The organism is Thalassobacillus pellis (genome assembly GCF_016908295.1).
GTDB classification, from domain to species: Bacteria; Bacillota; Bacilli; order Bacillales; family Halobacillaceae; genus Thalassobacillus; species Thalassobacillus pellis.
Window position 1 is genome coordinate 28,519 of the sequence record NZ_JAFBDO010000004.1, and the last position, 14,104, is coordinate 42,622.

10 protein-coding genes and 1 pseudogene are annotated in these 14,104 nt (G+C 42.9%); 4 read left to right on the forward strand and 7 right to left on the reverse strand.

Features of this window, described 5'->3' with window-relative positions:
• The first annotated feature begins 167 nt into the window (after positions 1-167).
• Entirely contained in the window at positions 168-908 is a 741-nt protein-coding gene (locus JOC33_RS13730) for a YqcI/YcgG family protein (RefSeq protein WP_205093127.1), read from the forward strand.
• 86 nt (positions 909-994) lie between these two features.
• Here the strand turns inward: JOC33_RS13730 and JOC33_RS13735 are convergent, their stop codons facing one another.
• The 3 genes from JOC33_RS13735 to JOC33_RS13745 form a co-directional block, all read right to left on the reverse strand.
• Positions 995-1,204 (reverse strand): hypothetical protein, encoded by a 210-nt coding sequence (locus JOC33_RS13735; RefSeq protein ID WP_205093128.1) that lies wholly within the window; start codon positions 1,202-1,204, stop codon positions 995-997.
• Positions 1,205-1,359: 155 nt separating this feature from the next.
• Positions 1,360-1,593: a Spo0E family sporulation regulatory protein-aspartic acid phosphatase gene (locus JOC33_RS20725; protein ID WP_420825717.1), complete on the reverse strand. Its 234-nt coding sequence runs from the start codon at positions 1,591-1,593 to the stop codon at positions 1,360-1,362.
• Positions 1,594-1,838: 245 nt separating this feature from the next.
• Positions 1,839-2,297 carry a methyltransferase family protein gene (locus tag JOC33_RS13745; RefSeq protein WP_205093130.1) on the reverse strand — a complete coding sequence of 153 codons (459 nt, stop codon included), beginning with the start codon at positions 2,295-2,297 and terminating at the stop codon, positions 1,839-1,841.
• A 438-nt stretch (positions 2,298-2,735) separates the two neighbouring features.
• Here JOC33_RS13745 and JOC33_RS13750 point away from each other — a divergent pair, with 438 nt between their 5' ends.
• Positions 2,736-3,611 (forward strand): sigma-70 family RNA polymerase sigma factor, encoded by an 876-nt coding sequence (locus JOC33_RS13750; RefSeq protein WP_205093131.1) that lies wholly within the window; start codon positions 2,736-2,738, stop codon positions 3,609-3,611.
• Between the two features lie 33 nt (positions 3,612-3,644).
• Entirely contained in the window at positions 3,645-4,031 is a 387-nt protein-coding gene (locus tag JOC33_RS13755) for a DoxX family protein (protein WP_205093132.1), read from the forward strand.
• A 48-nt stretch (positions 4,032-4,079) separates the two neighbouring features.
• Here JOC33_RS13755 and JOC33_RS13760 read toward each other — a convergent pair.
• The 4 genes and pseudogenes from JOC33_RS13760 to JOC33_RS13775 all read right to left on the reverse strand — a co-directional run bounded on the left by JOC33_RS13760 (position 4,080) and on the right by JOC33_RS13775 (position 6,523).
• Positions 4,080-4,387 (reverse strand): annotated as a pseudogene (locus JOC33_RS13760) (DUF5412 family protein).
• 384 nt (positions 4,388-4,771) lie between these two features.
• Positions 4,772-5,167, reverse strand: a complete 396-nt coding sequence (locus JOC33_RS13765; RefSeq protein ID WP_205093133.1) for a VOC family protein — start codon at positions 5,165-5,167, stop codon at positions 4,772-4,774.
• A gap of 288 nt (positions 5,168-5,455) precedes the next feature.
• Positions 5,456-5,965: a hypothetical protein gene (locus tag JOC33_RS13770; RefSeq protein WP_205093134.1), complete on the reverse strand. Its 510-nt coding sequence runs from the start codon at positions 5,963-5,965 to the stop codon at positions 5,456-5,458.
• Between the two features lie 24 nt (positions 5,966-5,989).
• Entirely contained in the window at positions 5,990-6,523 is a 534-nt protein-coding gene (locus tag JOC33_RS13775; protein WP_205093135.1) for a hypothetical protein, read from the reverse strand.
• A 300-nt stretch (positions 6,524-6,823) separates the two neighbouring features.
• Between JOC33_RS13775 and JOC33_RS13780 the strand changes: the two genes are divergently transcribed.
• Complete coding sequence (locus JOC33_RS13780; protein WP_205093136.1) at positions 6,824-14,068, forward strand: carboxypeptidase regulatory-like domain-containing protein; 7,245 nt, start codon at positions 6,824-6,826, stop codon at positions 14,066-14,068.
• The last annotated feature ends 36 nt before the right edge of the window (positions 14,069-14,104 follow it).

The window sequence follows — 14,104 nt, forward strand, 5'->3', positions numbered from 1 at the left end:
CCTCAATAACATCATTTTATATAAAAATTTTGTAGAAAGCCAGTTCGCATTGTTGTAAATGTAGAAAAGAAATAGCAGTCCTATATTATGAAAGCCTATGTTTCGGGAAAGTGGAATTAGGCAATAGAATTAATGTAAAATATAGCACTCACATGAAGGAGACGATCATGTTAATTAAAGACTCCCCATACCTGCTGACAAAAGAAGCAATGGAAAAGGAAAACTCTGATTACATACCTGATTGGTTAGCAAAGGAATATGAAACTTTTCAGAGCATCGTAACCGACCCTACTTTCCCTTGTTTTTTCGGTCGCACGGGACAACGAAGAGGAGAACTCCGTTATTCCTTTATCGACCACGATAAATGGGATCACTTGCCTGATGCAGTTGAAAGTTTCCTCCATCTCTTTGATAAGCCGGATTCCAAACGGCATGGCCTGTTCATTTTTGTCGAACCAGAAACGGAGGAACAATCCATCGAATACTACCGCTCCTATTTCTGGGATATTTTACAGTACCTCCATGAAAAAGATCGTTTCCCCTGGCCAAAAGACGCCCCAAAAGATCCCGAGCACTACTTATGGGATTTTCATTTTGCCGGCCAGCCTATCTTCACATTCGGGAATGCCCCGGCATATAAGCAGCGAAAAACGAGAGACCTGGGAAACAGTCTGATTCTAGGATTCCAGCCTCGCGTCATTTTTCAAGGGCTGGAAGGAACAGAGAAAGGCGGCATCATGTCACGCGAAAAAGTGAGAAGTCGTGTGGAAAAATGGGATGGACTCCCGACACATCCTGATATCAGTCATTTTGGCGATCCCAATCATAATGAATGGAAGCAATCCTTCATTGGAGATGACATCAAACCTATTGAAGGCAAATGCCCTTTCCATCATAAAGAATTATAAACGGAAAGGAGCTGTCCCAGCGCAGGACAGCTCATTTCCTATCTAAACACATATTTTTATTAACTTCTTCATTGTAACCATGAAGGTCATACACAAAGAAAGTAGGTGTCTTCCATGTCTTTGAACGTATACACTATTCTCTTTAAAGAAGGGTGATAATAAAACAGAATGTAATCACCTTTCTCATCAACGATTTTTGTCCCATTGTCAAAACGTGTGTCTTTCTTTATTTCTAAGTCATTCGTTTCAAAAGCCAATGAATGAAAGACAAGAATTTTTTGGTGTTTTAATTGCATTTCATCACCTTTACTTTAGAAATCTTTTGAAGTTGATATTTAATAAAATACCACCTTCATTCTATACTCAAACAGGAAATTGTTAAAAAATGGGGAGTTAACTTTAAAAAGGGGAAAGCATCACATATATGGCTGCTTTCCCCTGTCATAATCCTCTAGGACAAAATTTCGGTCTTCCTTTTCCTTTTAGACCATGTCCTCCGATGATACTCATTTATGAGCTCATCCAAAGATTGTGACACTTGAATAACTTGGAGGTTGTTTGGGTCTTCTGAATATAACAGGTGCATCTTTTGTCTTAGTTGCTCAATTCTTATTTCGAGTTGTTGTGTGTTGATACTTACACCCCCATGGATATTCCTATACCCAATTGCTGGATTATTTATTATTGTTAACTATGATTTGAATATATTTAACTATTTAAAAAAGGCATTTTGAAGCACTAATTACTATTTACAATATTAGTCCCCTAAAAAAACCAAGGCTGACATAGAGGTTTCTTCCTATACTGCCTTGGTCATTTGATTTCTATATTTCATTTTTACAAAGTTAAGTATCAACTTTACAATACCTACCCCTTATATCGGCAGTTTCAACTATTACTTTACTACCGGTTAGTATATTCAACTTACACTTAATAAATATATGGAATTAATTTTTTAGTCACTTTTTCATAATCTTCAAATGCCTTTCCATATTTCACTCTTAAATAACTATCATGCTTTGGAATATTAAGAAAAATAAACATGGCCAGTAAAAATAATGGAACTAGCCCCGCCCACACATTCCGTGTCAGTAATGCAAATCCGCATACCCAGACCACATCCCCGAAATAATTGATATGAACAGCGTATTTGAATAAGCCCCCTGTATAAAGTTTTCCTTTATTCCTGCTATCCTTTTTCCACTGATCTCTCAGTACTTCAGACAATGTGTTTATTACGGATCCAGTCAAAAAAATAAACACTGCGATACCATCAATCCAATCCAAAGGCTCCTCACTGATTCCGCCAAGAATAGAAAAACCAATATAATATACAGCAAACGCAAAAATAACACCGCCGGTCTCTTCCCAGGTAATCCCCCGCTTCAACAGATAAACCACCATAAAGCTCATTCTTAAAAAAACAATTATGCAAAATATAAACAAGAGCACTTTCCGTCCAAAATCACCCTCGGACAGCCGAAAAAAATCACTCCAGCCTGGAAATAAAAATTCATATACAAATAGCAGAAATAAACACTCACTTAAGATGATCGTCAACCTTTGCGGCCATGACTTATTCGATATACCGTACATGCAGACCCACCCTTTCTGGTTTATGCTGTCACACCAGCCCATACTTTTATAAAAGTATTCTTAACTTAAAGCTATCTTATTGAAACGTTTTGCGGGAGTTATGTTTGTCAGATGTTTTTTATGATACCTGTCATTTTATAGCTTTTAGGCAAAAAAATTCCCCATTCCCTGTCACATCGGACAGATTTCATTCGTTATACTTATAAGAACATGTAAGAAAGGAATGGGGCGATGGAAGAAAATAATTGGCTGGCAGAGAAATTTGAGGAAAACCGGACCCATCTGCAGGCAGTGGCTTACCGCATGCTCGGATCGAGGAGCAGTGCTGAAGACGCTGTGCAGGAGTCCTGGTTTCGTCTCAATCGCTCTGATTTAGAAGAAGTGGAAAATATCCGTGGGTGGCTGACAACAGTGGTTTCACGCATTTGCCTAGATATGCTTCGCTCGGGAAAGGTACTGCGAGAAAAAACGATGGAAGCCTATGAAAATGATCAAATGCTCGCTCGTAACGAAATGGCAGGCCCTGAACAGGAGGCTGTGCTTGCCGATTCTGTTGGTCTCGCGTTATTTGTTGTACTTGATACGTTAAAGCCCGTTGAACGAATCGCATTTGTCCTGCATGACATATTCGCTGTACCTTTTTCAGAAATTGCGCCTATCATCGACCGCTCTGAAGCTGCGACCAGAAAGCTTGCCAGCCGGGCCCGTCATCGGGTACAAGGAGCGGAAAAATCCCCTGACACCGATTTAAGTATACAAAGGAAAATAGTTGACTCTTTTCTAACTGCGGCAAGGAAAGGAGACTTCGAGGCGCTTCTTGAAGTACTCGATGAAAATGTTGTTCTGCGTGACGACCGGGCATCTGTATATACAAGCGCAGCAGGAGAGGTAAATGGTGCTCACGTAGTCGCAGAAAAACTCATGCACGGCCGTGCCAAAGCCGCATTTCCTGCCATCGTCAATAAAGCAGTCGGCATCATCGTGGCTCCAAAAGGACAGCTGCTGCTCGTCCTTGTGCCCACTTACCGAAACGATAAAATTACCCGAGTCGATGTCGTAACTGATAAGGATCATCTTCAGCAGATGGAGTTAACCATTTTGAAATAAACGCATCGAAAAAAATATAGGGAGGAAACTGAAATGGCGATACTTTCCCTTGTTCTTCAATCGTTATTGGTTCTGTACTTTACCTTTTCAGGTATCAGCAAAGTTATCGGAGTCAAATATTGGGTAGGCATATTTAAGCAAATCAAACTGCCACAATGGTTCCGAGTCGTTACAGGCATTGTCCAATTAATCGGAGTCGCCATGCTCATCACAGGCTACTGGATTATCGAAGTTCTCGTTCTGGCCGGCATCTGGCTTGGAATTACCATGCTGATAGCGTGTCTCGCCCATGTCAGAATCAAAGATACCATCGGTAAAACGATGCCAGCGTTTGTGTTTTTTGTATTAATCACCATACTCGTGATTATCAATGCAGATTATCTTCCAGCTCTTTTTCAAAGCGCAGCTTTTGGGAAATAGTTTATAAAATGAAAAGAAGGAACTTACCCTTCATTTGTGGTAGTTCCTTCATTCATGTATGAAATCGAATGTATCACCTGGTACATCTAACGTATGACCATTAATGGTAACAGTATTATTATCCTTCCAGACAATATTTGCTGTCTTTTCTTCGTTATTCCAATAGATAGTTTCGGTATTATTTTTTTCATGGTAGACTAGTTCCCCACGTATGCCCTTAAGGAATAATTCCCGCCTGGTGAAATATCTTCGGTAAGTAATTCTCCTTTCGGCAGTCTGTCCATATCATAGAATGCCCAGTAAATACCGTAGCAGCCCACACCTATGACTACTAACCCAGCCAGAATTATTCCCATTAGCACTTTCTTATAAATTTTCTTTTTCTCGTATTCTAGTCTCTTGTCAGCAGATGAGATATTCCATGCGCCCCCTAATATTTTTCCATTATCTTTATTTTCAGTAAAAATGAAATAATAAACCAAAAATACTTGACGCAAAAAAGGAAAGAACCAAAAGGAAAATAACTATGCCCTTCTTTTTCCATATCCATATATGGAAAATGGCTGCTCCCAATAAATACACCAAAAAGATATACGTTCCCATCCCAGGTAAAATGATGAAAACACCTATTTATACAAACAGAAGAAGACTAATGCAGCACTTATGCCAAATTCTCCCCTACTTCTTCCATTATGAATAGTTTATTCCACTAAAGAAAAGAACCCTGAATCCCAGGGTCCTCATTTTGCATTTTCATCTGGCTGATGAATGCCAAGTATATTGCCTTCCGTGTCCACGTAGTAACCTTGCCATGCCATTCCTGGCAATGCATATTTTGGCATTGCAACCTTGCCGCCTTTTTCAAGAATTTTCGCTTCCGTGGAATCGTAATCGTTTACCCCCATTGTACAAGTATAGCCATTCACCGGCTGATTCAACTCTGGCGGAGGACTTTGCCGCTGCATCAAAGCCCCATTGATTCCCGGCTCTGAATCATCACCAGTCACAGCTCCGAAATAAGGCATTCCAGCAAACTCGCTCCAATCTTCAAATCTCCATCCGAATACTTCTCCATAAAACTTTTTAGCCCTCTCCATATCATCGACATGAATTTCGAAATGCACTAACCTACCCATGATTACCTCCTGGTTTATTCAAATTTTGAGGTGGCAGTCTCGTATGTATTCTCCAAGTAACTATATTCTCCTAATCACGTCGATACTCCTTCTTTATCATGTCAATCAGCTTCTGTTTTTCGTTCATGATTATGCTCATCCTCCCCAATGTAAACTTCTAACTCTCTAATTCTTTTCTCTAACTTTTTATTCCTGTTAATCGTTTCTACACATGCTCCCATCGCTATTGAAAACGCAAACCAGGAGATTAACCATTCCAGAATAACCCCCTCCTTCTAAATTAATAGCTTAATCTGCTTCCACCACGATACTTCCATACAGTTTTTCTCCAACATAAGCTTCCAGCCGCCATAATCCGGCCTTTGGAAGAGAGAATACTGTATTTTGGGAGGCTTTTGCATTAAGGGCAGTTTTAAGTGAGGACTCTACATACATTGGATTAGGAATTTCCCAGGCATTTGAATCAATTAATATCTTTTCTTGTTGAGATTCCTTGTGGATACCAATCAGTTTGAAGTTCTCTTCATTTCTTTCCTCCAGTTCTTCTCCCCAAAAGAACCATCTTGTCTTCACAGGATGTTTGGGTACGAATTTTATCGTGTTCATAAAAGCCACCTTTCCCTTGTACCCTCTGAATACTGTTTCACGCTCTACCCCATTCACTTCTCTCTTAATAGAAAATGTAGGAGTGACCTCCCATTTTTCTTTTGAATCGGCATCTTTGATGAGTTCTGAACTGTTTTTTCCACAACCTGCAAGCACCGTCAGCAAAAGTACAAATAGAATCGTTTTTTTCATAACAATCCTCCATTTGGTTATGATTTAACCCCTTTCTGCTACTTGCACGACAACATTTCCAGAAAGTTCATCATGAATGAAAACAAGTACATTCCATATTCCAGAGTCCGGAAACTTCAAAGATGATGGCATATTCACTTCCTTCTCATTTATCTGCGCACCTTCATAAAACTCCCCTGAAAATAACTTGATTAATTCATTGGAGCCTTTTTTGTAAGCCATTACTTTTACAGGCTGATCTTTGATCGGTTTCTTCCCCCAATAAAACCACATATACTTTTGACTTTTATTAGCTATTATCGGGAAAGGGCCTGTTATTCCAAAGCTATCTTTTTTTCCAATTATCTCATAACTGACATTTTCACCAGTTCTTTGATCTTTTGTATGATACTTAAATGTTGGAGTTAGATTCCACTTCGTATATTCCTCGCCTACGGCAACAATGCTGCCTTGATATTCCAATTTGTTATTTTTAGTGTCTGCTGATTTACTTTCCGATTCACACCCCAACATTACTAGTAAAGATAGTGATGTAATAAGAAGAAATAGTTTTTTCAAGCCTCCCTCATCTCCTGGTTTTGTAATTTTTGTGAATCCCCGCTTAAATATTTCAATATTACGACAATTCAAGTTTATCACTTTGGAGATTGAAAGAGAACAGACGATGGAAAGGAAAATGAAATCAGAGAAAAGCCACAGCTGTAAGAATCGACCATTATGCATCCTGCATGGGGAGAATACGGAAATTTGAGACCTCCATAACTCCAATAATAAGTTAAGAAAACTAGGTAAATATACACCCTCATATCCGCCTTGTTTTATACACTAGTAAATAATGGCTTTGAAGGAGGAAAGCATATGCCCTTTCCCGACAACACCCAATATACCCCTATCCAAGTAAACGGATCTCCTATATTTGACCTGGTCGGTGATGAAAGCCCCGTTTCGACGGATATTGTTGGCAACTCTACTTTTCCTGCCGCTTTCTTTGCTTATGATGGCAGCAACGTATATTTCCGGATACGACTGAATGGAGATCCACGGAATGCACAGTTAACCGCATTTCGAAACTTTTCATGGGGTATTTTGATTAATACCCAGGGCGAACCTGGAACATATGATTGGCTATTTAATGTAGATGGCCTCAATAACCGGCTAAGCTTGGTACGTAACGTTAATAAACAAGTGAATTCATGGAATGACCCAGCGGAAGGGACAGGTGGTGGAAACCCGAACTTCGCACAGCCGATTACGAATTTCGATTACGCCAGGGTTACCCCTGCTAATTCCAATTTTGGCGGTTCCCCAGACTTTTTTCTCGACTGGTTTCTGCCTGCATCTACTGTCTTTAGTTTTTTAGGAATCAATGAGTCGACTTTACTGCGAAGCGTAATCTTCAGCTCAGCAAACACTAACAATTATAATAAGGATTCCCTGCGTACCGAGGAAGGATTCCAATTCGCAGATGCTCTCAGTGACCCGGTTAGCCCGGCAGATGTGGATGTGAGGGCAGAATTAACGGTAAGTAAAACGCTGACATCAGGTCCGTCAACCGTATTACTAGGGCAGGAGGCATTCTGGACAGGAAGAATAATCGTAACGAATACAGGTTTATCCCCGGCAAATACGATATTTCTGGAAGACGTGCTCGGACCAGATATTATCAACGCCATTACAGTCACTTCTGTCACCCAAGGGCTGACAGTTTATAATAGTAGGACACAGTCGTTAACATGGAATGTTGGCAATCTAACTGCAGGACAAAATGCTGTGTTGATATTTTCCTTGAATGGCGCTTATACAAATGATGGCTCACGCGCCTTAGACAGTGTGCAAGCTTCAGGATTCGATAACTTTACGGGAAGCGCCATTCAATCTAACACGGCTGCTATTCCTATTACTGTCCAATCGACAGCTGCAGTTGTTGGAACCATCTTCGACCAGGCAACGGGCCTGGTGCTTTCAGGTGCAACAGTAAGATTATTACAGGGAGCAACCGAAATTGCGATAACTTCGACTAATGGAAATGGTATCTATACATTTACCGGTATCTCTCCGGGGAATTATACGGTAGAAGTTTCTCGCCCAGATTACCAAATGGAGTCTGTCAATGTGACCGCCATCGGTGGGAGTTCCACCACGGCAAACCTTTCCCTCTCCCCTCTTCCAAGCACTATAACGGGCAATGTTTCTAATGGTGGTCCAATACAAAATGCCGAGGTAAGACTGACAAACCTGGAAGGCATCCTGATCGCCTCCGATACGACAGACACAGCAGGTGACTATTCCTTTACCGGACTTGTTCCGGAGCAGTATCAGATTTCCGTTATGGCACCGGGCTTCCAATCTCAAGTTACCGCCACAGTTGTTGCACCAAATCAAACGTATACCGTCAACTTTGTATTACTAGGTAACCCTGGCTCCATCACAGGGCAGATCCAAGACTCTGCAACCAATACCCCTATTCCAAACGCAACAGTTGAATTACTTACCCAGACAGGTGTTTTTATTGCTTCTGTCACTTCTGATGCAACTGGAAATTATACTTTCGGGAATCTATCCGCCGGAAATTATCTGGTTCGAGCAACGGCTGTGAATTATGCTTCCTCTACGGTTTCCACCATTGTGACCGCAGGCAACACGACTGTAACGGACATCCTTCTGCAGGCAAATCCAGGAACCGTGACCGGTACTGTGAGAGACGGTGAAACCAATGCTCCTCTTCCAGGTGCAGTGATTCAGGTCCTCAATTCCCAAAATGTTGTAGTAGCTGCAACAACAGCTGACGCAGGAGGAGTTTATACAGTCGACCAGCTCAAACCTGGTTTTTACACACTGGTTTTTTCAGCAAATGGTTATTCCAATATAACGATTGGTGCAGAAATATCTCCTAACGGCATTACCGTAGTTGACGCAGAGTTGTCCCGGCTGGCAGGGGCATTGGCAGGAACTGTTCAAAATGGTTCAGGAGGGGCGATCAGCGGAGGTTTAGTATCAGTATTTCAAAATAATATTTTAATCACTACAGCCGTAACAGATGGGGATGGAAATTATTTCATTACCGGTCTCGCTCCGGGAAATTATACAGTAGTCATCAGCGCCGAAGGTTTCTCGACAAATACTTCTGCTGCAGCTATTGAAAATGGGCAGATAACTGAATTAAATGTAGTCCTGGAAGAAAACCCTGGGACATTATCGGGAAGTGTGTTTGATTCCTCTTCGAACCCTGTCGCAGGTGCGTCCATAACCGTACAACTAAGTTCTGGATCGGGCATCGTTATAGCGACAACAGTCACAGCCTCAGACGGCAGCTATACCATGGAAGGTCTCGCTCCCGGAAACTATTCCGTAGTGGCAAGCGCTGACAATCTTCAATCCGCAGTTCAGGGAGTAACCATCGTTTCTAATTTAGTTTCTAACCTGGATTTTAATCTGGAACCGAATCCCGGGTCTCTGGCCGGACAGATAGTCAATGTCCAAACAGGAACACCAATTACCAGTGCCAATGTCGAGGTGAGAATCATCGATACGAGCGGTGCCATAATTGCCTCTGTTGTGACCGACCAGAATGGGCAATATGTCGTCAACCAACTGGCACCAGGTGTGTATACGGTTATCGTATCAGCTGAGAATTTCCAGACAGGAATCGCTACTTTCCAGGTAAATTCCAATCAGACCACTGCAGGCAACATGGCGCTCTCCCCTTCCCCAGGCCAAATCGCTGGTAACGTTGTCACTTTGGGAGGAGCACCAATCCAAGGGGCGACAGTGAGTGTTGCAAATAGCAACGGTTCATTGATTACTACAGTTCTGACCGATGAAAATGGATTATTTTTTGTCGATGGGCTTGCCCCTGACCAATATACGTTAACTGTTTTTGCTGCGAATTTTCAAAACAGCCAGGCTGGTGCTTTTGTCACTGCTGGCCAAACCACTCCTGTAGAAGTGACTCTACTGCCTAACCCAGGAAGCATTACCGGGGTGGTAGACCCTGTCGTTCCAAATACCATCATCCAGCTCCGGAATGCAAATAATGTTTTAATCGACTCTGTTACAGCAAATGCAGACGGGACTTTCCGTTTCAACAACCTTGCACCTGAATTATATATCGTATCCGCTTCTGCTCCAAACTTTTCAACCGTTCAAACGGGAACATTAGTAGAAGCCAGTCAAACTTCCCAGGTCGCGTTAACGATGACTGCCAACCCAGCATCTGTTTCAGGAAGAGTCACCGACAATGATGGAAACCCAGTTCCGGAGGCAACCGTACAGGTACTGGATTTAAACGGTGTGTTAATTGCCACGGGTTTTGCGAACGCTGAAGGAAATTATACAATTGGTAATCTGCCAGTTGGAACTTTTACCGTTGTTGCAAATGCTCCAAGCTTTGGGCAAGTAATCACTGGAATTGACCTGGAACCCGGAGAGGAACTGGCCAATATCAACTTTGTTCTCGTGCCGAATCCTGGTTCCATCAATGGGCAAATTACGAACCTGACTACTGGAAATCCAATTGAAGGAGCCACGGTCACTATCCTGGATGGGATATCCCAGCTTCCGGTTTCTGTCACCACAACCACCCTGTTCGGTAACTATACGGTCAGTGGACTTTCACCAGGCCCCTATATTGTCACTGCCTCCAGAACCGGATTTGGCACAGGACAATTGGGTGCTTTCGTCTTAAGCGATACAACTGTCACTGCAGACATTGCCCTAACGCCAAATCCTGGAACTATCACTGGAACGGTCGTCGATACCAATGGCGACCCCATCACCGACACACGTATTCAGGTAGGAATTTACGATGAAAACAATATCCTCGTTGTCAGTCTGCTGGCAAATAGTGATGGCACTTATACGGTTCCCGGCTTAGCCCCAGGTGGTTATTTTGTAGTCGCAAGCGCTCCTAATTTTAGTTCCTCCATTGCTTCTGCCTTTGTAGAGTCAGGCCAGACAATAAACGTAACGAATATATTGGTTCCTGATCCTGTTACGCTTTCCGTAACAGTCACCAATGCCTCGACTGGTTTACCTGTGGAAGGAGCGGCTGTAACGGTCAGAGATGAAAACAGCCTTTTGATTATTTCCGGTATTACAGACCAGAATGGAACCGTTACACTGACTTCCCTGCCGTCCGGAATTCTGAATGTAACTGCAGATGCTGCAGGTTTTGGAACAGAGACACAGACGTTTATCGCTGGACCAGGCGAGGAAATAAATGCACTCTTTACTCTTGACCCTAACCCAGGTAACATTCAGGGATTTATTACCAATATCCAAACAGGCGACGCCGTCCCGAACGCAGCTATCCTCCTGTATGATATCAATAACGTTCTGGTTCAAACGGCTGTTTCCAACCAATTTGGAGAATATTTTTTCACTGGGGTAACACCTGGAGTCTATACGGTTGTTGCTAACGCAGCGGATTTCGGTCCAGCTACTGCAGGGGCAATTGTCGAAGCGGAAGTAACAACTACGCTAAGCTTTGCATTATCTCCAAACCCCGGTCTCATACAAGGTTTTGTCAGAGACGCCCAGGACAACAGTCCGATTCCTGGTGCTAATGTTATTGTCAGGGAATTATCTGGATCAGGCCCTATTATATATACCACCCTGACGGATCAGGACGGTTTTTTTCAAACCACATCCTTATCTCCAAACGTGTATGTCTTAGTAGCGGTCAATGCGGAAGGTTACGGAGCTAACAGTGTCTCTGCAGAAGTTATCAGTAATAACGTTACAAATACAGAAATTCTTCTTTCCAGGAACCCAGGAACACTCCAGGGAACAGTGAGAGATGCCAGTACAGCGAGCCCATTACCAGGTACACTAATCAGGGTAATAGATAATCAGGGAACCATTGTCGCGGGCGTTCAGACAGATATCAGTGGATTTTATTTGATTGACAGCCTTAAAGAAGGTATTTACACCGTAACTGCTATCAACCCCGACTACCAGGCGGGAATCCAGACAATCGAAATTGCAGCTAATGATACGACTACCCTTGATTTTAGCCTAGAGGAAAATCCTGCAACATTAAGTGGAACAGTTACTGATTTTCTGACAGGGGCACCGCTTACAGGAGTAATCATTGAAGTCAGACTTGGAGGGACAGATATTCTTGTAAGAAGGACATTAACCGATGAAAATGGGAACTATCTGCTAGAAGGGCTCCCTTCAGGGACATTTGATGTCGTAGCACAACTTACGGATTATTCCATATTTGTAAGTACAGTGGTGCTATCCCCAACTGAAACTGAAATCTTAGATATTGTGTTGACACCATCCCCGGCAACCATTCAAGGTACAGTTGTTGATGCAGTAACCGGAAATCCAATTAGTGGAGCACTTGTCACCGTTGTCATTCCTAATACCGATATCATTGTTGCGACGATTATTACAGGCAGTGATGGAACATATACGATCGGTAACTTACCAAACGGTAACTTTGATGTAGTTTTTTCTGCTCAGGATTTCGGTAATGTCGTCATCCCGGTTATTTTATCACCAAACGAAACAGAAACCATTAACGTCTCCCTCACTCCGGATACGGCCACTCTCCTTGGCGTTGTCTCTGACAGGGAAACAGAGGAACCAATCGAAGATGCTCTCGTTCGGGTATTTGATTTATCCGGAACATTCATCACTAGTTCACTCACAGATTCGACCGGTCAATATATATTCACAAATCTTGCGCCAGGAACCTATACGCTCATTGCCAGCGCGGAAGGATATGGAAACGAAGTCGGCGCTGTCACCTTAACGGTTGATGAGGTGGAATTTCTGGACTTTGCTTTGCTTCAGCAGTCTGCCTCCTTGAGCGGAACAGTCAGAGATGCTTCCAACGGCCAGCCTATTTCCACAGTTTTAGTGCAAGTATTCCGAATTGGAACAGATATACCAGTAGCTTCCGTACTGTCAGATGAAAATGGTGCCTATGATATAACGGGACTTGAGCCGCGGGAATATCGCGTCGTATATTCAAAAGAGAACTATTCCCGTGAAGTTTTTCGTATTCTTTTGGAAAATGGCGAAGATAGAACCCTGGATGTCCTTCTGGAAAGAAATGCAGCTTCCATCCGCGGCCAAGTAGTAGATTCCCAGTCCGGAACCCCGATTACCCGGGCAAATGTTACCCTGGTGATCAGGGGGAGTGGAATCATCGTCGCAGCAGTCGAAACAGATCCAAATGGGAATTACCTTCTCCAAAGCCTTCCACCCGGAAACTATGACTTGATTTTTTCCAGAGAAGGTTACGTGACAGAAACCAGGCAGGTGACACTTAGTAAGAATGAAGATCTTCTGATTAACGTAGCACTAGAACCCAACCCGGCAACGATTACTGGGAATGTCAGTAGTGCTGAAACAATGGCCCCAATCGAAAACGCACTTATCCAAATATTCTCTGCGAATGGCACCTTCCTCGGTGAAACGCTGACTAATTCAGAAGGGAATTACCAGATAACCGGTCTCCCTTCAGGTACTTTCATTTTAATCGTTCGTGCATCAGGACACCAGGCATCGTTTCGGACGATAACTCTTTCAAGTGGAGAAATAGCAGAAGAGAACTTTTTATTACAAGGAAACCCAGCCAGTATCAGTGGATTTGTCACCGATGTGTGTAATGAAGCACCAATCGTTCAGGCACTTGTACAAATATTCCCGGAAGGGCTGGATGTTCCCATTCGTTCCACATTAACCGATGTCGATGGGTTTTACACCCTCACAGGACTTCCTCCAGGTGTATTCCAGGTAAGGTTCTCTGCAGAGGGGTACCCATCAGAAGAACATCGAGTGGAATTAGAAGAAAATGAGGAATTAATATTAAACGTCATGCTAGGGGAACTTACTCTCATCTGTCCAGACGATATCATTGTTCCTAATGACCTTGGAATGAACGGGGCCGTGGTCGAGTTTCCACCGCCGACAATAACCGGATGTAGAGAAGCAGAAACATCATGCAGCCCAGCGTCAGGGTCGTTCTTTCCGGTCGGCTCTACTACGGTAACATGCAGTGCCACGGATGCTGCTGGAAGTGTAGTCACCTGTTCTTTCATCATCCGAGTTGTGATGGACCCTTGCCGTTACCTGAATGGAAGCTGAATCTCATCAATGTAAAAATTAGCCGAAAGGAGGATC